The organism is Thermus tenuipuniceus (assembly GCF_002964845.1).
Lineage (GTDB): Bacteria > Deinococcota > Deinococci > Deinococcales > Thermaceae > Thermus > Thermus tenuipuniceus.
Map to the genome: position 1 here is coordinate 1 of NZ_KZ672963.1, position 21,390 is coordinate 21,390.

A 21,390-nucleotide genomic window follows, 5' to 3' on the forward strand; every position below is an offset into this window, starting at 1 on the left:
TCCCGCCTGGCCCCAGGGGAGGTCTACCGGGGCTACATCCCCAGCAGGCGGGTCTTCTTCCACGGCTACAAGCTTCACCTCTTGGTGGACGACGGCCGGTTCATCTGCGAGGCCAACCTGACCCCGGGGAGCTTTCACGACCTGACCTCCCTTCTGCTTTTGCCCTTGGACATCCCCGAGGGCAAGGAGCTGTACCTGGACCGGGGGTATGAGAGCTATTTCTACGAGGACCTACTTAGGGAGGCCCAGGGTCTGGTGCCCATGCCCATCCGCAAGGTCCGGAGCAAGCGGTATGTGCCTCACCTGCAGTACCTGGCCCTCCTGGGCAGGAGGGTGGTGGAGACGGTGGGGGGCATGCTCCATCAGCCCTTCCCACGGCGTATTCATGCGGTGACCGCAGAGGGGTTCGTCTTAAAGGTCTTCACCTTCATCCTGGCCCACAATCTGCGACTCATCGCCGATAAAATCGCTTAGGTAGCAACTTGGATTATTCATAGCGCTTATAATCTACCTCGAGGTCATTCCCCCGTCAATCGGGTTGGCCAGGACCCCCTTTGACAGCCAAGGGGCACTGGCGTAAACTTTGACTCAGTATAAGGAGGTGGCCATGATTAAGAAGGTAGGCGTGGTGGGTGCGGGAACCATGGGCAGTGGCATCGCCGCCCTGGTGGCCAGCGCCGGGATCCCCGTGATCCTCCTGGACATTCCCGGCAAGGAGGACCGGGACGAGGTGGCCAAGCGGGGCCTGGAGAGGGCCTTGAAGGCGAAGCCTGCGGCCTTCATGGACCCTGACCTGGCCCGCTACGTGGAGATCGGCAACACCGAGGACCACCTGGGGAGGCTGGCTGAGTGCGACTGGGTGGTGGAGGCCATTATCGAGAAGCCGGAGCCTAAGCGGGCCCTCTATGAGCGCCTCGAGGCCATTCTCAAGCCCACGGCCATCGTGAGCTCCAACACCAGCGGCATCCCCATGCAGGTGCTCCTGCAGGGGCGCTCGGAGAGCTTCCGACGGCGCTTCCTCGGCACCCACTTCTTCAACCCTCCCCGCTACCTGCACCTCTTGGAGCTGATCCCCACCCCTGAAACCGACCCGGAGGTACTAGGGGAAATCCGCCGCTTCGGCGAGCGCATCCTGGGCAAGGGTACGGTCCTGGCCAAGGATTCGCCGGGCTTTATCGCCAACCGGCTTGGGGTCTACGGTATGGTGCAGGCGGTGCGCCTTATGGAAAAGCACGGCCTCAGCATCGACGAGGTGGATGCCCTCACGGGGCCCCTTCTGGGCCGCCCCAACTCCGCCACCTTCCGTACCGCCGACCTCACGGGCCTGGACGTGCTGAAGCTGGTTACGGAGGAGCTGGCCCAGGCCACCGGGGAGGACTTCGCCCTGCCGGACTGGGTTCTGCGCCTGGTGGCGGAAGGCCGGCTTGGGGAGAAGACGGGTGCGGGGTTTTACAAACGGGTAAACGGGGAGATCTACACCCTGGATTACCGCACCCTGGAGTACGTGCCCCGGGCCAAGGTGGACTTCCCGGAGCTTAAGGCCCTTCGGGACCTGCCCCTGGCGGAAAGGCTTCCCAAGGTGGTGGAGCTTCCCGGCAAGTACGGGGCTTTCCTCAGGGAGCTTTTCGCCCGCACCGCCCACTACACCTTGGAGAAGGCTTCCGCGATCGCCTACGACCTGGTCTCCGTGGACCAGGCCCTGGAGTGGGGCTTCGGCTGGGAGGAAGGGCCCTTCAAGAACATGGATGCCCTGGGCCACGGGCGCCTCGAGGCCCTTTTCGCAGAGCACGGCCTTCCCAAGCCCGAGCTTTTGGGCAAGGCCCAGGGGGCCTTCTACCGGAACGGCACCTACCTGGGCTTTGACGGGGCCTACCACCCCTTGCCCAAGCGGGAGGGGGTGGTTTCCCTGAGAGCCCTCAAGTCCGAGGGGAAGACCCTCCTGGAGGGCAAGGAGGCGGCCCTCATCGACCTCGGGGACGGGGTGGCCCTTTTGGAGTTCCGCACCAAGATGAACGCCATCGGGGAGGGCGTGATCCGCATGCTCCAGAAGAGCCTGGAATACGCGGAGGAAAAGGGCTACCTGGGCCTCATCATCGGCAACGAGGACCCGCGGGCTTTCTCCGCTGGGGCCAACCTGGCCCTCATCCTCTCCCTGGCCCAGGAAGGGGACTGGGACGAGCTTGCCTTGGCGGTGCGGCAGTTCCAGAAGGCTTCCATGTCCTTGCGCTATACCCCCTTCCCCGTGGTGGTGGCCCCCTTTGGCCTTACCCTGGGAGGTGGGGCGGAGTTTACCTTGCATGCGGACGCGGTTCAGGCCCACGCTGAGCTCTACATGGGCTTGGTGGAGGCCGGGGTGGGGCTTTTGCCAGCTGGGGGTGGCACCAAGGAGATGCTCCTCCGCTTCACGCAGGAGCTTGCCCCCTACGAGGAGGCCGACCCCTTTGAGGGGGTGAAGCGCGCCTTCAACCTCATCGCCCTGGCCAAGACCTCCACCAGCGCCCTCGAGGCCAAGAAGCTGGGCTTCCTCCGCGACCGGGACCGGATCAGCATGAACCGGGACTTCCTCATCGCCGACGCCAAGCGGCGGGTTTTGGAGCTCGCCCCCGATTACCGCCCGCCCCTCCCTCCAAGGATCCGCGTGTTGGGCAGCGAGGCCCTGGGCAACCTGCGCTACGCGGTTTGGGCCTTCCGCGAGGCGGGGGAGATCACGGACCACGACATGCGGATCGGTCTGGAGATCGCCTATGTCCTCTCGGGTGGGGAAGGGGCGCCTAGGGAGGTTTCCGAGTGGGACCTTTTGGACCTGGAACGGGAGGCCTTCTTGAGGCTCCTCGGCACCCGTAAGACCCAGGAGCGGATTGCCTACACCTTGAAGACGGGCAAGCCCCTTAGGAACTAAAGAGGTGGAACCATGCGGGAAGCGGTAATCGTCAGCGCAGTGCGGAGCCCCGTGGCCCGGGGCAAGAAGGATGGAGCCTTGGCCACCTTGCATCCCGTGGACCTCTCGGCCCAGGTGATGCGGCAGGCGGTGGAGCGCATCGGCCTGGACCCCAAGGAGCTGGAGGACGTCCTCTGGGGTTGCGCCATGCCCGAGGCAGCCCAGGGGCTCAACATCGCCCGGCTGGCCCTTTTAAGGGCGGGCTTTCCCGTGGAGGTGGCGGGGGCCACCATCAACCGCTTTTGCTCCAGCGGCCTTCAGACCATTGCCATGGCCGCCCAGGCGGTGATGACCGGGATGGCGGACGCGGTTTTGGCCGGGGGCGTGGAGATGATGAGCCAGGTGCCCATGTCGGGCTTCCACACCCGCCTCCACCCCGACCTCACCCCCACGGAGTGGAGCCCGGAGGGCTACTCCACCTACATCGGCATGGGCTTCACCGCGGAAAGGGTGGCGGAGCGCTTTGGCATCAGCCGGGAGGACCAGGACCGCTGGGCCCTTAGGAGCCACCAAAGGGCGGCCAAGGCCTGGGCGGAGGGGCGCTTTAGCGAGGTGGTGCCCATAAGGGTACCCAAGGTGCGCTACCAGGGCACCAAGAAGGTGGTGGAGGAGAGCCTTTTTGAGCGGGACGAGACCGTGCGGCCCGAGACCTCCCTGGAGGCTTTGGCCAAGCTCCGGCCCGCCTTCAAGAAGGGGGGCACGGTGACCGCGGGGAACGCCAGCCCCTATTCCGACGGGGCGGCGGCGGTGGTGGTCATGAGCCGGGAGAAGGCGGAGGCCCTGGGCCTGAAACCCTTGGCCCGCTTCATCAGCTTCGCCGTGGCCGGGGTGGAGCCGGACGTGATGGGCATAGGCCCCATCAAGGCGGTGCCCAAGGCCTTGGAGCGGGCAGGCCTGAGCCTGGACCAGATCAGCCTCATCGAGTTCAACGAGGCCTTCGCCGCCCAGGTGCTGGCGGTGATGCGGGCCTTGGAGATGCCTGAGGAGAAGACCAACGTGAACGGCGGGGCCATCGCCCTGGGCCACCCCTTGGGGGCCACGGGGGCCAAGCTCACCGCCCAGCTCATCGCCGAGCTGGGGAAGCGGGGCGGGGGCTACGGCCTGGTCACCATGTGCATCGGCGGCGGCATGGGGGCCGCGGGCGTGTTTGAGGTGTATCCGGCGTAAGGAGGCCAAGATGACCGAGGAGAAAAAGCTTTGGCAAAAGGGCGGCGGCTGGCTTTTGGAGGCACCGGAGCGGGTCTACACCCCCGAGGACTTTGACGAGAGCGTCAAGGAGATCGCCCGCACCACCCGCACCTTCGTGGAGAAGGAGGTACTTCCCCTTCTGGAGCGCATGGAGCACGGGGAGCTGGAGCTCAACGTGCCCCTCATGAAAAAGGCGGGGGAGCTTGGGCTTCTGGGCATAGACGTTCCCGAGGAGTACGGGGGTCTGGACCTGCCCAAGGTGATCTCCACGGTGGTGGCGGAGGAGCTTTCCGGCTCGGGGGGCTTTTCCGTGACCTACGGGGCCCACACCTCCATTGGCACCCTGCCCCTGGTCTACTTCGGCACCGAGGAGCAGAAGCGGAAGTACCTCCCCAAGCTGGCCAGCGGGGAGTGGATCGCCGCTTACTGCCTCACGGAGCCGGGTTCGGGCTCGGATGCCCTTTCGGCCAAGACCCGGGCCACCCTTTCGGCGGACGGCAGGCACTACGTCCTGAACGGGGTCAAGCAGTGGATCAGTAACGCCGGCTTTGCCCAGCTCTTCACCGTCTTCGCCAAGGTGGACGGGGAGCACTTCACCGCCTTCTTGGTGGAGCGGGATACCCCGGGGCTCTCCTTCGGCCCCGAGGAGAAGAAGATGGGCATCAAGGCCTCCAGCACCCGCCAGGTGATCCTCGAGGACGTGAAGGTCCCCGTGGAGAACGTCCTGGGGGAGATCGGCAAGGGGCACAAGATCGCCTTCAACGTCCTCAACGTGGGCCGGTACAAGCTGGGGGCGGGGGCGGTGGGCGGGGCCAAAAGGGCCCTGGAGCTTTCCGCCAAGTACGCCAAGGAGCGGCACCAGTTTGGCCGGCCCATCGGGAGCTTCGGGCTGATCCAGGCAAAGCTTGGGGAGATGGCAAGCCGCATCTACGCCGCCGAAAGCGCCGTCTACCGCACCGTGGGCCTGATCGATGAGGCCCTTCAGGGCAAGAAGGGGCCTGAGGCGGTGATGGCGGGGATCGAGGAGTATGCGGTGGAGGCCAGCATCATCAAGGTGCTGGGGTCCGAGGTGTTGGACTACGTCGTGGACGAGGGGGTGCAGATCCACGGGGGTTACGGCTACTCCCAGGAGTACCCCATCGAGCGGGCCTACCGGGATGCCCGCATCAACCGCATCTTTGAGGGCACCAACGAGATCAACCGCCTCCTCATCCCCGGGATGCTCCTGAGAAGGGCCCTGAAGGGGCAGCTACCCCTCTTCCAGGCGGCCATGCGGCTTCAAAAGGAGCTTCTGGAGCCCTCCTTTGAGGAGCCCGAGGACCTCGAGGCCCACCAGGTGGCGGGGCTCAAGAAGCTGGCCCTGATGGTGGCGGGCCTTGCGGCCCAGAAGTACGGGCAGAAGGTGGAGGAGGAGCAGGAGGTCCTGGGGGCGGTGGCGGATATCCTGATCGACGCTTACGCCGCGGAAAGCGCCCTCCTGAGGGCCAGGAGGCTTGGCGGGGTTGCCCTTCCCATGGCCCGGCTCTACCTCCTCCAGGCCCTGGACCGGGCCCAGGCGGGGGCGCTTTCCGTGCTTCCCCGGCTGGTGGAAGGGGACGAGGCCCGGGTGGTCTACTCCGCGGCCCGCAGGCTCACCAAGCACGAGCCCGCCGACCTGGTGGCCCTGAGGCGGGAGGTGGCGGGGGTGGTCCTCGAGGCGGAAGGCTACCCCATCCCCCGTTAGGCGCAAAGGGCCTTTCCCTGCCGGGGCGTAGCCCCGGCAGGGTTCCTTGTGGGGCTTGACTTGACCAACTAACTTAGCTAAGTTAAGGGCATGCCGATCAAGGTGAACGTCCACGAGGCCAAGACCCGCCTTTCCCGCCTTTTAGCCCTGGTGGAGGCGGGGGAAGAGGTGGTGCTCATGCGGGGGGGTAAGCCCGTGGCCCGCTTGGTCCCTTTGCCCAAGGAGCGCCAGCCGGGCACCGCCAAGGGCAGGGTCTGGCTAGCAGACGACTTTGATGCCCCTTTGCCGGAAGAGATCCTGTCGGCCTTTGAAAGGTGAGGCTTCTGCTGGATACGCATGTGTTTCTCTACTGGGTTTTGGGAGACCCTAGGCTTTCGCCGTTGGCCGAAGCCTCCATCAAAGACACCGGGGCCCAGGTATATCTGAGCGCGGCCAGCGTCTGGGAGATGGCCATCAAGCTTTCCCTTGGGAGGTTTCGGTTGGAGGGCGATCTCTTGGGATTCGTGGAGGGGGAGCTGAGGCAAAACGGGTTCCAGGCCCTTCCGGTAACCTACCGTCATGCGTCTCGGGTAGCCACCTTACCCCCTTTGCACCGGGATCCCTTTGACCGGATCCTGGTCGCCCAGGCCTTGGAAGAAGACCTCATCCTGGTTTCTGGCGACAGGGAGATCGCCCGCTATCCCGTAGACCTTCTTTGGTGAGCTAAGTGCCCATGCACGAAGGTTGCCCCATCGGCAGGGGCGAAGGCGGCTTGCCCATGGTCCTTTTGGGGTCCCCCCCGTGGCGCAAGCCACGGCGGGGTACTTAGACCAAAAGCCGCCACTTGGGGCCTTCCTTGGTATCCTCCACGACAACCCCTAACGCTTTAAGCCTTTCCCTGATCAGGTCGCTTTTGGCGTAGTCCTTGGCCCGCCGGGCCTCCTCGCGGAGCTCTAGAAGCAGGGCGATGAGGCCTTCCAAGAGGGGGCCCGATACCCTCTCCTCCAGGACCCGCTCCGGGAAAAGGCCCAGAATGCCTTCCCCGAGGGTGTGGAAGGCGTTTTGGACGTGCTCCAGGGTGTCCGCCTTGGCCTCGGGCAGAAGCCGGTGGAGCTCCGGGAGGAAAGAGAAGAAGGCGGCCAAGGCCTCGGGCGTGCCCAGGTCATCCTCCAGGGCCTGGAAGAAGGCCCGCTCCAAGGCGTCCAAGGCCCGCTCCAACTCGGGGGTGGTTCCGGGGGCCGCGGCGCGCCGCCTTTCCCGCACCTCCCGGTAGGCCTGGAGGAGGCGGGTGTAGCCCCGCTTGGCCGCCTCGAGGCCCTCAAAGGTGAAGTCCATGGGGCTCCGGTAGTGGGTTTGCAGGAGGTAGAAGCGGAGGGCCATGGGCTCGTGGGCCTTAAGGAGGTCGTGGAGGGGGACCAGGTTCCCCGTGCTCTTGGCCATTTTCTCCCCTTCCAGGAGCACGTGGTTGTGGTGCATCCAGTGGCGGGCGAAGCGGTAGCCCGCGGCCTCTGCCTGGGCGATCTCGCACTCGTGGTGGGGAAACTGGAGGTCTATGCCCCCGGCGTGGATGTCAAACCCTTCCCCCAGGTACTTGAGGCTCATGGCGGTGCACTCGATGTGCCAGCCGGGGTAGCCTTCCCCCCAGGGGCTCTTCCAACGCATGAGGTGGCCAGGCTCGGCGGCCTTCCAGAGGGCGAAGTCCAAAGGGTCCTCCTTCTCCTCCCGCACCTCCACCCTGGCCCCGGCTCTTAGCTCCTCCAGGCGCTTTCCCGAAAGCCTCCCGTACTCGGGAAAGGCCCGTACGCGGAAGTAGACGCTACCCTTGCGCTCGTAGGCGAAGCCCAGCTTTAAGAGCCTTTCCGTGAGCTCTATTTGCTCCGGGATGTGGCCGCTGGCCCTGGGGGCGATGGAGGGGCGGAGGACGTTCAAGGCGGCCATGGCGTCAAAGTAGCTCCAGGTGTACTTCTCCGCCACCTCCATGGGCTCGAGCTGTTCCAGTTTGGCCCGCTTGAGGATCTTGTCCTCCCCCTGATCGGCGTCGTCGGTCAGGTGGCCCACGTCGGTGATGTTGGAGACGAAGCGCACCTTGTAGCCCATGTGCAGGAAGTAGCGGCGCAGGACGTCGTAAACGACGGGCCCACGGGCGTGGCCCAAGTGGGGATCGGAGTAGACGGTAGGACCGCACACGTAGATCCCCACGTGCCCCGGGGTGGCGGGGGTGAAATCCACTTTGCTCCTTTGCAAGGTGTCGTAGATGCGCAGGCCCATATGGGGGATTATAGGCCCATGGCATAATGGCGGGGTATGGGAAGGATCCTTAGGGGCTTGGCAGGGGAGGGCCACCTGCGGGTGGTGGCGGCGGATACCTCGGATGTGGTGGAGGAGGCCCGCAGGAGGCACGGGCTTTCCCCCACGGCCACCGCCGCCCTGGGCCGGGCCATGACCGGGGCGCTCCTCCTGGCCCAGCTTCTCCTGAAAACCCCCAAGGAGCGGATAACCCTGCGCATCGAGGGCACGGGGCCCTTGGGCGGGCTCGTGGCCGAGGCGGATGCGGCTGGAAACGTCCGGGGGTATGTGCGAAACCCGAGGGCGGAGGCGCCCTTGCGGGAGGATGGGAAGCTCAACGTGGGGGAACTTGTCGGGGTCGGGGTGTTGCGGGTGGACCGGAGCCTCCCGAACGGGGAGGTCTACACCAGCACCGTGCCCCTGGTTTCCGGAGAGATCGCCGAGGACCTGGCCCACTACCTCTGGCAATCAGAGCAGATCCCCTCCGCGGTCCTCCTGGGGGTGCGGGTCAAGGGGGAAGGGGAGGTGGAGGTGGCGGGGGGTGTGGCCATCCAGGTGATGCCGGACACCCCGGAGGAGGTTCTTTCCCGCCTCGAGGCCAACCTTTCGGGTTTAAGCGGCATCACCCCCCTCTTGCGGGAGGGCCTGGAAGCCGCTTTGGAGAGGCTTCTTGCTGGCCTGGGTTTTGAAAGGACGGATCTCAAGGCCCTGGGTTACCCTTTAAACGAGATCCCCGCCCGCTTCCGCTGCCGTTGCAACCGGGATAAGGCCCTCGAGGCCCTGGTCTTCTTCACCCCGGAGGAACGGGAGGACATGATCGTGGAGGACGGGGGTGCGGAGGTGGTCTGCCACTGGTGCGGGGAAGTGTACCGCTTCTCCCCGGAGGAGATCCGTTCCCTGGTGGCGGAGGTGCGTTGCCCTGACTGCGGCACCCTTTGGCTGTATCCCAAGGCGGACGGCACCCTTTTCCGGATCGAGGGGGATACCTGCCGTTGCGGACGTAAGGTGGAAATTCCTTCGGAAAAACGGGCCCAGGCCTGATAAGCTGAGGCCATGTTCAAGACCATCCTCCTGGCTTATGACGGTTCGGACCATGCCAAGCGGGCGGCAAGGATAGCCAAGATGGAAGCCGAGGCCCATGGGGCCAGGCTGGTGGTGGTTCATGTCTATGAGCCTGTCCCCGACTACCTGGGGGAGCCCTTCTTCCAGGAGGCCTTGAAAAGGCGGCTGGAGCGGGCGGAAAAAGTCCTGGTGGAGGCCGTGGGCCTCACGGGAGTGCCCCGGGAAGATGCCCTTCTCCTCGAGGGACGCCCAGCGGAGGCCATTCTGGAAGCCGCCATAGGGGAGCAGGCTGACCTCATCGTCATGGGTACCCGGGGCCTGGGGGCGATCGGCAGCCTCTTCATGGGAAGCCAAAGCCAGAAGGTGTTGGCGGAGGCCCCTTGCCCCGTGCTCCTGGTGCGTTAGCCAAGGGGCTAAAGGCGGCCAAAAGACCCAGGATTCCCCAGAGAAGGATGCCGGCCCCCAGGCCCAACAGGGCTGCCGTGAAGGTGGCCTGGAGGTGGGGCCAGACCTTCCCTTAGCACAAAAGGCCCATGAAGGTCAGGAGGACCTCGTGGGGTGGGGGAGCCTATAGGGGGTGGAGGAAGCCGAGGGCCAAGAGGGCTTCCTAGAGCAGGAAAAGGGCGATTGCGCTTAGGTTGCGGCGCATAGCGAAGCTGGTTTCCACGAGGGGTCTCCTTATCTTACACTATACTGGGGAAACAAAGGGGGTTTCTGCCCCTTCTTTCCGTACAAGGAGGTTTTTGATCCCCGGTGTGTTGCTGCTGACCTACCTTTCCGGCGTGCTATTGGTGCGCCTGGGGTTGCCGGTGTTCCTGGGTTACCTCGGTGTCGGGATGGCGTTGAGGCTCCTGGGCTTTTCCGGGGATCCCCTTTTGGACTTCTTCAAAGATCTCGGCGTCTACCTCTTGCTTTTTACTGTGGGTCTGGGCCTGCGTACAGAACGCCTAATTCGTAGGGAGATTTGGGCTACCGGGATTTTCCAGCTCCTTTTGCTTCCGGTTTTCATGGCAGCCCTTTACGCCCTGGGCCTCGGGCAGAACCTTCTGGCCCTTTTGGTATTGGCCGTGGCCCTTATTAACCCCAGCACCGTGATTCTGGCTCGGGTGCTTCAGGGTAAAGGAGAGCTTTCCGCTTTGTACGGGCAGCTGGCTCTGGGGATCTCGGTTCTTTTGGATGTGGTGTCCCTGGCTCTCCTCATCCTTGCGGGGTTCCAAGGGGTAGGGCCCTCGGGGTTCTTGGTTCTAGCCTTCCCCTTGTTGCGGCCCCTGTTGGCCCGCCTTTTCCATCTGGCCCTGAGCCCAGAACTGAAGCTGCTTTTTGGAGTAACCCTGGCCTTGTTGGGGGCGGAGCTGGCCCACTTTCTTCAGGCCCCGGAACCCCTGGGGGCCCTTTTCATGGGCTTAGGGCTATCCCGCTACCCGGGGGTAGGGGAGGTGGCGGAAAGGCTTTGGGCCTTGAGGGAAACACTTCTTCTGGCCTTCTTCCTGCGGGCTGGCTTAGCCGTGGGGCCCGACGGGGTTTTTGTGGGACTGATCCTCTTGCTCCTTTTGCTTTTGAAGCCAGTTTTTCTCTTCTTTCCCCTGGTCCGCCAGGGTTTTAGGGCCCGGACCGCCTTTTTGGTGGGCGTGGGCTTGGGTACGTATTCGGAGTTTGGTTTGGTGGCGGCGGGAATACTCCAGGGGTTAGGGCATATGACCCCCGAGGGTGTGGGAGCGGTGGCCTTGGCGGTGGGGGGCTCTCTTCTTTTGGGGGCCCCGGTGCTGCAAAAGGCGCACTTGCTTTACGAAAGGGTGAGGCCTTGGCTTGGGAAGTGGGAGCGGCCGGGGCTGCACCCCGACGAGGAGCCGCAAGGGGCTCTTGGGGCGAGGTGGCTGGTGGTGGGAATGGGGTGAATGGGGGCGGCAGCCTATCGCTTCCTGGCGGAGAAGGGGGAAGGGGTCCTTGGTTTGGACAGCGACCCTGCCAAGGTGGAATACCATACGGCCAAGGGTCGGCGGGTGCTCTATGGGGATGCAGAGGACCCGGCCCTTTGGGAGGGGCTGGACCTGAGCGGGATACGGGGTGTCCTCCTTTGTCTTCCGGACCTCGAGGCCCGGCTTTCCGCCGCCAGGGCCTTGCGGGCCAAGGGCTTTGCAGGCGTGGTGGGGCGGTGAGTTACAGTCCGGAGGAGGATGCCCCCCTGAAGGGGGCGGGGGTGGACGTGGTATTCCACCCCCTCTTGGAGGCGGGCGAACGCCTAGCCGAGCGGGTCTTGGAAAAAAGTGAGGCCTAGAGGGGAGGTAGACTAAAGGGCATGGAGTACGAGACCCTGGCGGTGCTTTCCGGTCTGCCCCAGGATCCCCATGGGGCGGTGGGGCTTCCCATCTACGCGGTGGCCGCCTACGGCTTTCGGACCCTGGAGGAAGGGGCGGAGCGGTTTGCTACCGGGGAGGGCTACGTTTACGCCCGGCAGAAGGACCCCACCGGCAAGGCCCTGGAGGAACGGTTAAAGGCCCTGGAAGGGGGCATGGAGGCCTTGGTCTTCGCCTCGGGCCAGGCGGCCACCTTTGCCGCCCTCTTTTCCCTCCTCCGCCCGGGGGATGAGGTGGTGGCGGCCAAGGGGCTTTTTGGGCAGACCATCGGCCTTTTCCAGCAGGTCCTGGCCCCCGTGGGCATAAGGGTGCGCTACGTGGAGCCCGAGCCCGACCGGGTACAGGAGGCGCTCACGGAGAGGACCCGGGCCATCTTCGTGGAGACCATGGCCAACCCAGCCCTGGTGGTGCCGGACCTCGAGGGCCTGGCCTCCTTGGCGGAGGAGAAGGGGATTGCCCTGGTGGTGGACAACACCTTTGGCGCCGCCGGTGCCCTGGCCAAGCCCCTCCAGTGGGGGGCCCACGTGGTGGTGGAAAGCCTCACCAAATGGGCAAGCGGCCACGGCTCCGTGCTGGGAGGGGCGGTGGTGGTAAGGGAAAGCCGCATCTGGTCCAACTTTCCCCAGTTCCTGGAGAAGGATGCCCGGGGCCAGGTACCCTGGGAGGCTTTGGGGCCCCGGTGTTATCCGGAGCGGGTGCGTACCCTAGGGCTATCCCTTATGGGCATCGCCCTTTCCCCCTTCAACGCCTACCTTCTCTTCCAGGGCCTGGAGACTGTGGCCCTGAGGGTGAGGCGGATGAGCGAAACCGCCCTGAGCTTGGCCGAGGCCCTCCAAGGTCACCCGAAGGTCAAGGCCCTTCGTTATCCCGGCCTGCCCCAGGACCCCGCCTACCCTATGGCCCGGAAGTACCTGGCCTCGGGGGGGCCCATGCTCACCCTGGACCTGGGAAGCCAGGAGGCGGCAAGCCGCTTCCTCAAGGCCATCCCCTTACCCAAGGCCGCCAACCTGGGGGATGCCCGCACCCTTTTGGTGCATCCGTGGACCACCACCCATAGCCGCCTTTCGGAGGAGGGGAGGCTTCAGGCGGGGGTTACCCCGGGACTGGTGCGGGTTTCCGTGGGGCTGGAGGATCCTGAGGATCTGGTGGCCTGGTTCCGGGAGGCCCTGGAAGAGGCCTAGAGGGGAAGGAAGGCACACCTGCCAGGCAAAGCCTATGGCCTTTTGGGGGTCCCCCCCCGNAGATCACCCAAAGCCCCTCGCGCATGAGGGGCACGCGGGTACCATCCTCCAAAATCCCATCCACCTGCATCTCCCCCGAGCCGATCATCCAGTCGATGTGCACCAGGCTTTCGTTGGCCCCGCGCTTCCGGAACTCCTCCCCGGTGGGGCGGCCCTCCAGGTTCTCCGCATAGGCCTGGCCGAAGGCGATGTGACTGGCGGCGTTTTCGTCAAAAAGGGTGTCGAAGAAGACCAAACCCGTTTGGGCGATGGGGTTGTCGGCGGGTACCAGGGCCACCTCTCCAAGCCTGCGGGCTCCCTCGTCGGTGGAGAGGACCTTGAGGAGGACCTCCTGGCCTTTTTCCGCCCCTACCTCCACCGCATACCCCCCTTCAAACCGGGCCCAGAGGCCCTCCACCAACTGGCCTCCCAGGGCCAGGGGCCGGGTTGAGCGCACCACGCCCTCCACCCGCTCCCGGTGGGGGGCGGTGAAGACCTCCTCCGTGGGCAGATTGGGGTTGCAGATGCGTCCCTTTTGGGTGGGGGTGGCCCCGCCTTGCCAGAGGTGGCCCTCTGCCAGGCCCACCACCAGGTCCGTGCCCGGGCCCCGGAAGTGGAGGGCGGCAAAGCGCTTGGCGTTTAGAAAGGCCACCTTTTCGCGGAGGCTTCGGTTGTGGGCCTCCCAGGCGGCCACGGGGTCCGGCCCGTCCACCCGGGTAGCCTGAAAGATGGCCTGCCAGAGCCTGGCCACACCTTCCTGCTCGGGAAGATCCGGGAAGACCGCCCTGGCCCAGCCGGGGTGGGCGAAGGGGACGATGGTCCAGTTGGTGACGAACTCCGTGATGGCCTCGAGGGCTGGCTTGTAGGCCCCGCTCTGCGCCTGTTGGGCCCGTCCTATGCGATCCGGGGGAAGGCCCTCGAGGGCCTTGGGATCGTTGCCGGAAACCGCCAGCCGGGCGGCCCCCTCCCGGAAGGCCTTGGCCATACCCTCGTAGAGCCAGCCTGGAGCCTTGTCCAAGCCTTCCTCCGGCGCCAGGGAAAGGCGCTTACGGGAGAGCACGTTGTCCCCGTAGATGACCGTGAAGAGGCTCCCTCCGTGCTGGTATGTTTTTTCCGCTAGGAGGCGGACAAAGTCCACGGCCTCAATGGGGGCGGTAGCGATGACTTCTTGCCCCCTTTCCAGGTTAAGCCCCACGCGAATGGCCAGATCGGCAAGCTTTTCGAGGTTTTCCTGAAAGGTGCTCACGCCCTAAAGTTTCCCCTCCGGAATGACTTCCGTCAAGCCCGGGGACAGGTTTTTGGCCGGCCTAGCAGGAGGACAAGCCCCGCAAGCAGCAAGAAAAAGGGCCTATAGCCTTCCAAAAGGAGGGCAGCCAGCAGGGAAACCGCAGCCAGGATGTACCGGATGGGCATGCTCCCAGGGTACACCACGGGGGACATTCTTCACCCCGAGGGGCGTTATGGTGGGAAAGAGGTGAGCCGTATGCGTCCCATCGCGGTGGACGGCAACGAGGCGGTGGCCCGGGTGGCCTACCGCTTAAGCGAGGTGATCGCCATTTATCCCATCACCCCTTCCAGCCCCATGGCGGAGCTTTCCGATGAGTGGGCAGCCAAGGGGGAGCCCAATCTGTTTGGACTGGTACCCCGGGTGGTGGAGATGCAGTCCGAGGGGGGAGCGGCGGGGGCCTTGCACGGGGCCTTGCAGGAAGGCGTCTTGGCCACCACCTTCACCGCCAGCCAAGGCCTCCTCCTCATGATCCCCGACATGTACAAGATCGCTGGCCAGGCCCTTCCAGGCGTGATTCACGTGGCCGCCCGGGCCTTGGCCACCCATGCCTTGTCTATCTTTGGGGATCACCAGGACCTTTATGCGGTACGGCCCACGGGCTGGGCCATCCTGGTGTCGGACTCCGTCCAGGCGGCCCAGGACTTAGCGGCCGTCGCCCACATCACCGCCCTGAAGGCAAGCCTGCCCGTGCTTCACGCCATGGATGGCTTCCGCACCTCCCACGAGGTGCAGAAGATCGTGCCCCTTTCCGACCGGGAGCTTAAAGCCCTCTTTCCCTTCGGGGCCCTCGAGGCCTACCGGCGGCGTGCCCTGACCCCCGAGGCCCCGGTGATCCGCGGCACCGCGCAGAACCCCGACCACTACTTCCAGAACCGGGAGGCCATCAACCCCTACTACCTGCGCTTACCCCAGGTGGTGGCCGAAACCATGGAGCACTTTGCCCAGGTGACGGGGCGCCGCTACGCCCCCTACGAGTACTTCGGCCACCCGGAGGCGGAGCGGGTGGTGGTGGTTATGGGCTCGGCTTCCTTGGCGGTGGAGGAGGCGGTGGAGTACCTGCTAAAGCGGGGCGAAAGGATAGGCATGGTCCGGGTTCGCCTCTACCGCCCCTTCCAAGGGGAGGCCTTTCTCGCCTCCTTTCCCCCGACCGTGAAGAGGGTGGCGGTCCTGGACCGGGGCAAGGAGCCCGGGGCCGTGGGGGAGCCCCTCTTCCAGGAGGTGGCGGCGGCCTTTGCCCTACGGGGTGGGGAGGTTCCGCTCCTGGTGGGAGGGAGGTACGGGCTTTCCTCCAAGGAGTTCACCCCGGCCATGGCCCTGGGGGTCTTTGAGGAGCTCAAGAAGGAGAGGCCTCGGCACGGCTTCACCGTGGGGATCCTGGACGATGTGACCGGCACGAGCCTTTCCTACCCCCAGGTGGACTTTGAGGACCCGGCCTCGGTGCGGGCGGTCTTCTTCGCCCTGGGGGCCGACGGGACCGTGAGCGCCAACAAGAACACCATCAAGATCATCGGGGAGGAGACCCCCCTTTACGCCCAGGGCTACTTCGTTTACGACTCCAAGAAGTCGGGCTCCCGCACGGTAAGCCACCTGCGCTTCGGGCCCAATCCTTTGAACAAGCCCTACCTGGTGCAGAAGGCCAGCTTCGTGGGCATCCACCAGTGGAGCTTTTTGGAACGCCTTCCCATGCTGGAGGTGGCGGAGGAAGGGGCCACGGTCCTTATCAACAGCCCCTACCCCAAGGAGGAGGTTTGGGACCGTTTGCCCAGGCCTGTCCAGGAGGAGATCCTCAGGAAGAACCTCAAGGTCTATGTGGTCAACGCCTACGAGCTGGCCAGGCGGGTGGGCCTGCCTGGCCGTATCAACACCATCATGCAGGCGGCCTTCTTCAAGCTTTCCGGGGTCTTGCCCGAGGAGGAGGCCAAGGCCCGCATCAAGAAGGGCATCGAAAAAAGCTACGGCAAACGGGGCCGATCGGTGCTGGAAAGGAACTTCCAGGCGGTGGAGCTGGGTTTTGAGGCAGTGGAGCCCCTGCCCATACCCGGAAGGATCACCTCGGAAAAGGAACTGGTGCCCCCTATGGTGGACCACCCACCTGCCTTCGTGCGGGAGGTGCTGGGGCCCATTGCCCTGGGGCTCGGCGACGCCTTGCCGGTTTCCGCCTTTCCCCCGGATGGAACCTACCCCACGGGGACGGCCAGGTACGAGAAGCGGGGCATCGCGGAGTTTATCCCCACCTGGGATCCCCAGGTGTGCGTGCAGTGCGGCAAGTGCGTCCTGGTCTGCCCCCATGCGGTGATCCGGGCCAAGGTGGTGCCGGAGGAGGCCTTGGCCCAGGCCCCTGAAGGTTTCCCCCACCGCAAGGCCATGTGGAAGGAACTCAACGGGGAGTTTACCCTGGCCATCAGCCCCGACGACTGCACAGGTTGCTCCCTTTGCGTGGAGGTATGCCCTGCCAAGGACAAGCAAAACCCAAGCCGGAAGGCCTTGAACCTGGTACCCCGCCTCGAGGTTCGGGAGGCCATGAGCCGGCACTGGGACTTCTTCCTCTCCTTGCCGGAAACCCCCAGGGCTGGCCTTAAGCTCCACACCGTGAAGGATGTGCAGCTTTTGGAGCCTTTGTTCGACTTCCCTGGGGCCTGCGCGGGGTGCGGGGAAACCCCTTACCTGAGGCTCCTAACCCAGCTCTTCGGCGACCACCTCATTGTGGCCAACGCCACCGGGTGTAGCTCCATCTACGGGGGAAACCTTCCCACCACCCCCTGGAGCAAGAACAAGGAGGGGCGGGGTCCCGCCTGGGCCAACTCCCTTTTCGAGGACAACGCCGAGTTCGGCCTCGGCATGCGCCTAGCCTTGGACAAGAAGGCGGAGTACGCCCGGGAGTTGCTTAAGGATTTCCGGCAGGTTCTGGGGGAGGAGCTGGTGGAGAGGCTCCTTGCGGAAACGGGGCCGGAGGAGGTGGGGAAGAGGCGGCGGGATGTGGCGTTCCTAAGGGAAAAGCTCAAGGACCTGGCGGATCCCAGGGCCAAGGACCTCCCGGCGGTGGCGGATGCCCTCATCCCCCATTCCGTGTGGATCGTGGGTGGGGATGGCTGGGCCTACGATATCGGCTACGGGGGCCTGGACCACGTGCTCGCCAGCGGGGCCAACGTGAAGGTTTTGGTCCTGGACACCGAGGTCTACTCCAACACAGGGGGACAGGCCTCCAAGGCCACGGGTCTGGGGGCGGTGGCCAAGTTCGCCGCGGCAGGCAAGCCCACCCCTAAGAAGGACCTGGCCTTCATGGCCATGAGCTACGGGCACGTCTACGTGGCCCAGGTGGCCATGGGGGCCAGCGACGCCCATACCCTGAAGGCCTTCCTCGAGGCGGAGGCCCATAGGGGCCCTGCCCTCCTCATCGCTTACAGCCACTGCATCGCCCACGGCATCGACATGGCCAAGGGCCTGGACCACCAGAGGCTGGCGGAGCGCAGCGGGTACTGGCCGCTTTTCCGCTACCTCCCGGGCCAGGGCCTTTTCCTGGACTCCAAACCCCCCACCCTCCCCTTGAGGGAGTACCTTTATGCCGAAAACCGTTACCGCCTCCTCCTCCAGACCCACCCCGAGGAGGCCGAGGCTTTCCTCAAGGCGGCGGAGGAGGCGGTGCGGGCCAGGTGGGAGCGGCTTTCCCGTATGGCGGCCTCCAAGGAGGCCGTGGCGAGCTGAGGAGGGCGGTATGGACCTGAGGACCACGTACCTGGGCTTGGCCTTGGAGCACCCTCTGGTGGCTTCGGCCTCGCCCCTCACGGAGCGGCTGGATGGATTTTTGCGTCTGGAGGACGGGGGGGCGGCGGCCATCGTGATGCACTCCCTCTTTGAGGAGCAGGTGACCCTCGAGGAGGAGATGCTGGACCATTACCTGCACTACGGCCACGAAAGCTACGCCGAGGCCCTTTCCTACTTTCCCCGGGCCCACGAGTACCGCCTGACCCCTGAGCGCCACCTAAACCTTCTTGCCCGGGCCAAGGAACGGGTTTCCATCCCCATCATCGCCAGCTTGAACGGCATCAGCCGGGGGGGCTGGGTGGAGTACGCCCAGCTTCTGGAAGAGGCAGGGGCCGACGCTATAGAGCTTAACCTCTACTACATTCCCACCGACCCTGCCCTTTCCGGGGCGGAAGTGGAGGCCATGTACCTGGATACCATCCGGGCGGTGGTGGAAAGCGTGCGGATACCGGTGGCGGTCAAGGTGGGGCACGCCTTCACCGCCTTCGCCCACTTCGCCAAGGGGGTGGAGGCCACAGGGGCCCGGGCCCTGGTCCTCTTCAACCGTTTCTACCAGCCCGACTTGGACCTGGAGACCCTTTCCGTGGTGCCTACCTTAAGCCTTTCGCGTCCCTACGAGGCCCTTTTGCGCATCCACTGGATCGCCCTCCTCTACGGCCGGGTCGGCCTGGAGCTGGCCCTGACGGGGGGTGTGCATTCGGGGAAGGAGGCGGCCAAGGGGTTTCTGGCCGGGGCCCAGGTGGTGATGATGACCTCGGCCGTCCTGGAAAAGGGGCCCGGGCACTTCCGCACCGTACTGGAGGAACTCAAGGCCTTTATGGAGGAAAAGGAGTACGCAAGCGTGGGGGAGATGCGGGGGGTGATGAGCTACCGGAAGGTGGCGGAACCTGCCGCCCTGGAAAGGGCCAACTACCTCAGGGTTCTGGGCTCGTATCGCCTTCTTCCCTGAGGGCGTAAAACCCCTTTCCCAGAGCCACCACCGGGCTTCTGGACCAGCGGGCTAAGGCGGAAAGCCGGATCTTGGCGATCTTTTCCGGCTCCTTCACCTCGGCCCAGAGCCCTGCTTCCTTCAGGCGGCGGCCCACCTCGGTATAGTGGAGGGGCCGGCCCTCCTGCTTCAGCATCTCCAACACCGCCTTGCGGAACCGGTCCGGTGGGGGCATGGGCAGGCCCAGTATACCCGTATAGTGAGGGCATGAGGAACCAGGAGCTGGCCCGCCTCTTTGAGGAGATTGGGCTTATGAGCGAGTTTCTGGGGGATAACCCCTTTCGGGTGCGGGCCTATTACCAGGCAGCCCGAACCCTCTATGACCTGGATACCCCCATTGAGGAGGTGGCCAAAGGAGGAAAGGAGGCCCTTCTTGCCCTTCCCGGGATCGGGCCCGATCTGGCGGAAAAGATCTTGGAGTTTCTCGCCACCGGGGAGATGAGAAAGCACCGGGAGCTTGCGGAGCGGGTGCCAAAGGGGGTTCTGGCGGTGATGGAGGTGCCCGGGGTGGGGCCCAAGACCGCCCGGCAGCTTTATGACGAGCTAGGCATCGATTCCCTGGAAAAACTAAAGGAAGCTCTGGATCGGGGAGACCCGCTTCGCCTTAAGGGTTTCGGCCCCAAAAGGGCGGAAAGGATCCGGGAGGGGCTGGGCTTGGTACAGGTGGCGGGTAAGCGCAGGCCCTTAGGGGCGGTGCTTTCCTTGGCGCGGAACCTCCTCGCTGCTATCCGGGATCTGCCCGGGGTGGAGAAGGCGGAGCTTTGCGGGTCCGCCAGGCGGTATAAGGACACGGTGGGGGACCTGGACTACCTGGTGGCCAGCGAAAGAAGCGAGGAGGTGGTGAAGGCGTTCGTGAGGCTTCCCCAGGTGAAGGAGGTGTACGCCCAGGGCAAGGAGCGGGCCACGGTGTTTTTGAAAAACGGCCTCCAGGTGGACCTGAGGGTGGTGCCGCCCGAGAGTTGGGGCTCCGGGCTCCAGTACCTCACCGGGAGCAAGGAACACTCCATCCGGCTTCGGAGCCTGGCCCAGGAAAAGGGTTTGAAGCTTTCCGAGTATGGGGTTTATAGAGGCGAAGAGCGCCTGGCAGGGGAGACGGAGGAAGGGGTTTACGAGACCCTGGGGCTACCCTTCATTCCCCCTGCCTTGCGGGAGGACCACGGGGAGATCGAGGCAGCCTTGGAGGGAAGGCTTCCCAGGCTTCTCGAGCTTTCCCAGGTGAAGGGGGACTTGCAGGTCCACTCCACGTACTCCGACGGGCAGAATAGCCTCGAGGAGCTCTGGCAGGCGGCCAAGTCCCTGGGCTACCAGTACCTGGGGGTCACCGACCACTCCCCGGCGGTGCGGGTGGCGGGAGGTCCATCCCCCGAGGAGGCCCTGAAGCGCATAGAGGCCATCCGCCGCTTCAACGAAACCCATGGTCCTCCCCACCTGCTGGCGGGGGCCGAGGTGGACATCCGGCCCGATGGCTCCTTGGACTATCCGGACTGGGTTCTGCGGGAGCTGGATCTGGTGCTCGTTTCCATCCACTCAAACTTTAAACTTTCCAAGGCCGAGCAGACCAAAAGGATCCTGCGCGCCCTGGAAAACCCCTTCGTGCACGTGCTGGCCCACCCCACGGCCCGGCTCATCGGGAGGCGGGCGTCCGTTGAGGCGGATTGGGAGGCGGTGTTTAAAAAGGCCAAGGAACGGGGCGTGGCGGTGGAGATCGATGGGTATTACGACCGCATGGACCTTCCCGACGACTTGGCCCGGATGGCCTATGGGATGGGCCTATGGATCAGCCTCTCCACCGATGCCCACCAGGCGGAGCACCTGCGCTTCATGGAGCTAGCGGTGGGTACGGCGCAGAGGGCCTGGATAGGGCCCGAGCGCGTGCTCAACGTGCTCCCCTACCCGCAGCTTACCGCCTGGCTTAAAGGCCGGCGAGGCCTTTAGCCTTTAGCAGGATTTCCAGGAACATCTCCCCGGTGAGCCTGCCCGTCTGGGTGTTCTGTCGGGAAACGTGGTAGCTGGCCAGGAGGTGGCGGCCATCCGGCAGGAGGTAGTGGGCCCCGTGGAAAAAGGGATGGGCGGACTTCTTCATGCCGAAGTGGCCCAGGAGGGCCTCGAGGGCGATCCGGCCCAAGGCCAGGTAGACCCTGGCCTCCCGAAGGAGCCCGAGCTCCACCCGGGTCCAGGCGCTACAGGCCAGGAGTTCTTCCCGGGTGGGCTTGTTCTCCGGGGGGGCACACCGCACAGCGGCGGTGAGGTAGGTTCCGTAGAGCCTTAGGTCGTCGTGGGGCTCGCTTTCTGGCTTGCTGGAGAGGCCCGCTTGGTAGAGGAGGGGGTAGAGGAAGGCCCCGGAAGCATCCCCGGTGAAGGGTCGGCCCGTGCGGTTGGAGCCATGGGCCCCAGGGGCCAGGCCGAAGAGAACCAGGCGTGCCTGGGGGTCCCCGAAACCGGGGACGGGCCTGGCCCAGTAGGTCCAATCCCGGAAGGCCCGGCGCTTTTTCCGCCCCACCTCCTCCCGGTGGGCCACCAGCCTGGGGCAGCGGGTGCAGCTGGTGAGTTCCTGTTTAAAGGCACCCCACGAGGAGAGATCCATCGGCTTATAAGCATAACC

The 21,390-nt window shown here is 65.0% G+C and carries 19 protein-coding genes and 1 pseudogene; 15 read left to right on the top strand and 5 right to left on the bottom strand.

Translation table 11 applies throughout. The annotated features are described in order from the left end of the window. The 6 genes from C2847_RS02920 to C2847_RS02945 all read left to right on the top strand — a co-directional run. The coding region (locus C2847_RS02920; RefSeq protein ID WP_164835620.1) for a transposase at positions 1 to 474 on the top strand (474 nt) is incomplete at its 5' end. 133 nt (positions 475 to 607) lie between these two features. Continuing rightward, complete coding sequence (locus C2847_RS02925) at positions 608 to 2,899, top strand: 3-hydroxyacyl-CoA dehydrogenase/enoyl-CoA hydratase family protein (RefSeq protein WP_105316995.1); 2,292 nt, start codon at positions 608 to 610, stop codon at positions 2,897 to 2,899. Positions 2,900 to 2,911: 12 nt separating this feature from the next. After that, positions 2,912 to 4,105: a thiolase family protein gene (locus C2847_RS02930; RefSeq protein WP_105316996.1), complete on the top strand. Its 1,194-nt coding sequence runs from the start codon at positions 2,912 to 2,914 to the stop codon at positions 4,103 to 4,105. Positions 4,106 to 4,115: 10 nt separating this feature from the next. After that, positions 4,116 to 5,849, top strand: coding sequence for an acyl-CoA dehydrogenase family protein (locus C2847_RS02935; protein ID WP_105316997.1), 1,734 nt, complete (start codon positions 4,116 to 4,118; stop codon positions 5,847 to 5,849). Positions 5,850 to 5,939: 90 nt separating this feature from the next. Beyond that, positions 5,940 to 6,167, top strand: coding sequence for a type II toxin-antitoxin system Phd/YefM family antitoxin (locus C2847_RS02940; protein WP_105316998.1), 228 nt, complete (start codon positions 5,940 to 5,942; stop codon positions 6,165 to 6,167). Further along, complete coding sequence (locus C2847_RS02945; RefSeq protein WP_105316999.1) at positions 6,164 to 6,550, top strand: type II toxin-antitoxin system VapC family toxin; 387 nt, start codon at positions 6,164 to 6,166, stop codon at positions 6,548 to 6,550. Before C2847_RS02940 ends, C2847_RS02945 begins: the two co-directional genes overlap by 4 nt. Before the next feature lie 103 nt (positions 6,551 to 6,653). On the opposite strand, the gene cysS is transcribed toward C2847_RS02945, so the two are convergent. After that, positions 6,654 to 8,096 (bottom strand): cysteine--tRNA ligase, encoded by a 1,443-nt coding sequence (cysS, locus tag C2847_RS02950; RefSeq protein WP_105317000.1) that lies wholly within the window; start codon positions 8,094 to 8,096, stop codon positions 6,654 to 6,656. Between the two features lie 36 nt (positions 8,097 to 8,132). On the opposite strand from cysS, the gene hslO reads away from it, so the two are divergent. From hslO to C2847_RS02975, 6 genes are all read left to right on the top strand, one after another. Next, the gene (gene hslO / locus C2847_RS02955) at positions 8,133 to 9,155 is read left to right on the top strand and encodes an Hsp33 family molecular chaperone HslO (protein ID WP_105317001.1); all 1,023 of its coding nucleotides are present in this window, start codon (positions 8,133 to 8,135) and stop codon (positions 9,153 to 9,155) included. Positions 9,156 to 9,167: 12 nt separating this feature from the next. Next, positions 9,168 to 9,581 carry a universal stress protein gene (locus C2847_RS02960; protein ID WP_071676141.1) on the top strand — a complete coding sequence of 138 codons (414 nt, stop codon included), beginning with the start codon at positions 9,168 to 9,170 and terminating at the stop codon, positions 9,579 to 9,581. A 350-nt stretch (positions 9,582 to 9,931) separates the two neighbouring features. Further along, positions 9,932 to 11,071 (top strand): cation:proton antiporter, encoded by a 1,140-nt coding sequence (locus tag C2847_RS02970; protein WP_244187337.1) that lies wholly within the window; start codon positions 9,932 to 9,934, stop codon positions 11,069 to 11,071. Continuing rightward, on the top strand, positions 11,072 to 11,332 hold the full coding sequence (locus C2847_RS12475) for an NAD-binding protein (RefSeq protein ID WP_244187338.1): 261 nt from the start codon (positions 11,072 to 11,074) through the stop codon (positions 11,330 to 11,332). It abuts the gene before it with no gap. Further along, positions 11,329 to 11,451 carry a hypothetical protein gene (locus C2847_RS12790; protein WP_279627863.1) on the top strand — a complete coding sequence of 41 codons (123 nt, stop codon included), beginning with the start codon at positions 11,329 to 11,331 and terminating at the stop codon, positions 11,449 to 11,451. Before C2847_RS12475 ends, C2847_RS12790 begins: the two co-directional genes overlap by 4 nt. Before the next feature lie 21 nt (positions 11,452 to 11,472). After that, positions 11,473 to 12,711, top strand: coding sequence for an O-acetylhomoserine aminocarboxypropyltransferase/cysteine synthase family protein (locus C2847_RS02975; RefSeq protein WP_105317002.1), 1,239 nt, complete (start codon positions 11,473 to 11,475; stop codon positions 12,709 to 12,711). Positions 12,712 to 12,771: 60 nt separating this feature from the next. Here the strand turns inward: C2847_RS02975 and C2847_RS02980 are convergent. Together C2847_RS02980 and C2847_RS12795 are read right to left on the bottom strand one after the other, a co-directional pair. Continuing rightward, a pseudogene (locus C2847_RS02980) lies at positions 12,772 to 13,996 on the bottom strand (aminopeptidase); the annotation flags it as partial. Between the two features lie 32 nt (positions 13,997 to 14,028). Beyond that, positions 14,029 to 14,163 (bottom strand): hypothetical protein, encoded by a 135-nt coding sequence (locus tag C2847_RS12795; RefSeq protein WP_279627864.1) that lies wholly within the window; start codon positions 14,161 to 14,163, stop codon positions 14,029 to 14,031. Between the two features lie 70 nt (positions 14,164 to 14,233). On the opposite strand from C2847_RS12795, the gene nifJ reads away from it, so the two are divergent. Both nifJ and C2847_RS02990 read left to right on the top strand, forming a co-directional pair. Beyond that, entirely contained in the window at positions 14,234 to 17,740 is a 3,507-nt protein-coding gene (nifJ, locus tag C2847_RS02985) for a pyruvate:ferredoxin (flavodoxin) oxidoreductase (RefSeq protein WP_105317003.1), read from the top strand. A 10-nt stretch (positions 17,741 to 17,750) separates the two neighbouring features. Continuing rightward, positions 17,751 to 18,749 (top strand): dihydroorotate dehydrogenase-like protein, encoded by a 999-nt coding sequence (locus C2847_RS02990; RefSeq protein ID WP_105317004.1) that lies wholly within the window; start codon positions 17,751 to 17,753, stop codon positions 18,747 to 18,749. On the opposite strand, the gene C2847_RS02995 is transcribed toward C2847_RS02990, so the two are convergent. Continuing rightward, the gene (locus C2847_RS02995; RefSeq protein WP_015717202.1) at positions 18,715 to 18,963 is read right to left on the bottom strand and encodes a hypothetical protein; all 249 of its coding nucleotides are present in this window, start codon (positions 18,961 to 18,963) and stop codon (positions 18,715 to 18,717) included. The two genes, C2847_RS02990 and C2847_RS02995, sit on opposite strands and share 35 nt — an antisense overlap. 32 nt (positions 18,964 to 18,995) lie before the next feature. Here C2847_RS02995 and polX point away from each other — a divergent pair, with 32 nt between their 5' ends. Next, positions 18,996 to 20,723 (top strand): DNA polymerase/3'-5' exonuclease PolX, encoded by a 1,728-nt coding sequence (gene polX / locus C2847_RS03000; RefSeq protein WP_105317005.1) that lies wholly within the window; start codon positions 18,996 to 18,998, stop codon positions 20,721 to 20,723. Here polX and C2847_RS03005 read toward each other — a convergent pair. Next, a complete protein-coding gene (locus C2847_RS03005) occupies positions 20,701 to 21,372 on the bottom strand; it encodes a type-5 uracil-DNA glycosylase (RefSeq protein WP_105317006.1) in 672 nt (223 codons plus the stop codon). The two genes, polX and C2847_RS03005, sit on opposite strands and share 23 nt — an antisense overlap. Positions 21,373 to 21,390 lie beyond the last annotated feature (18 nt).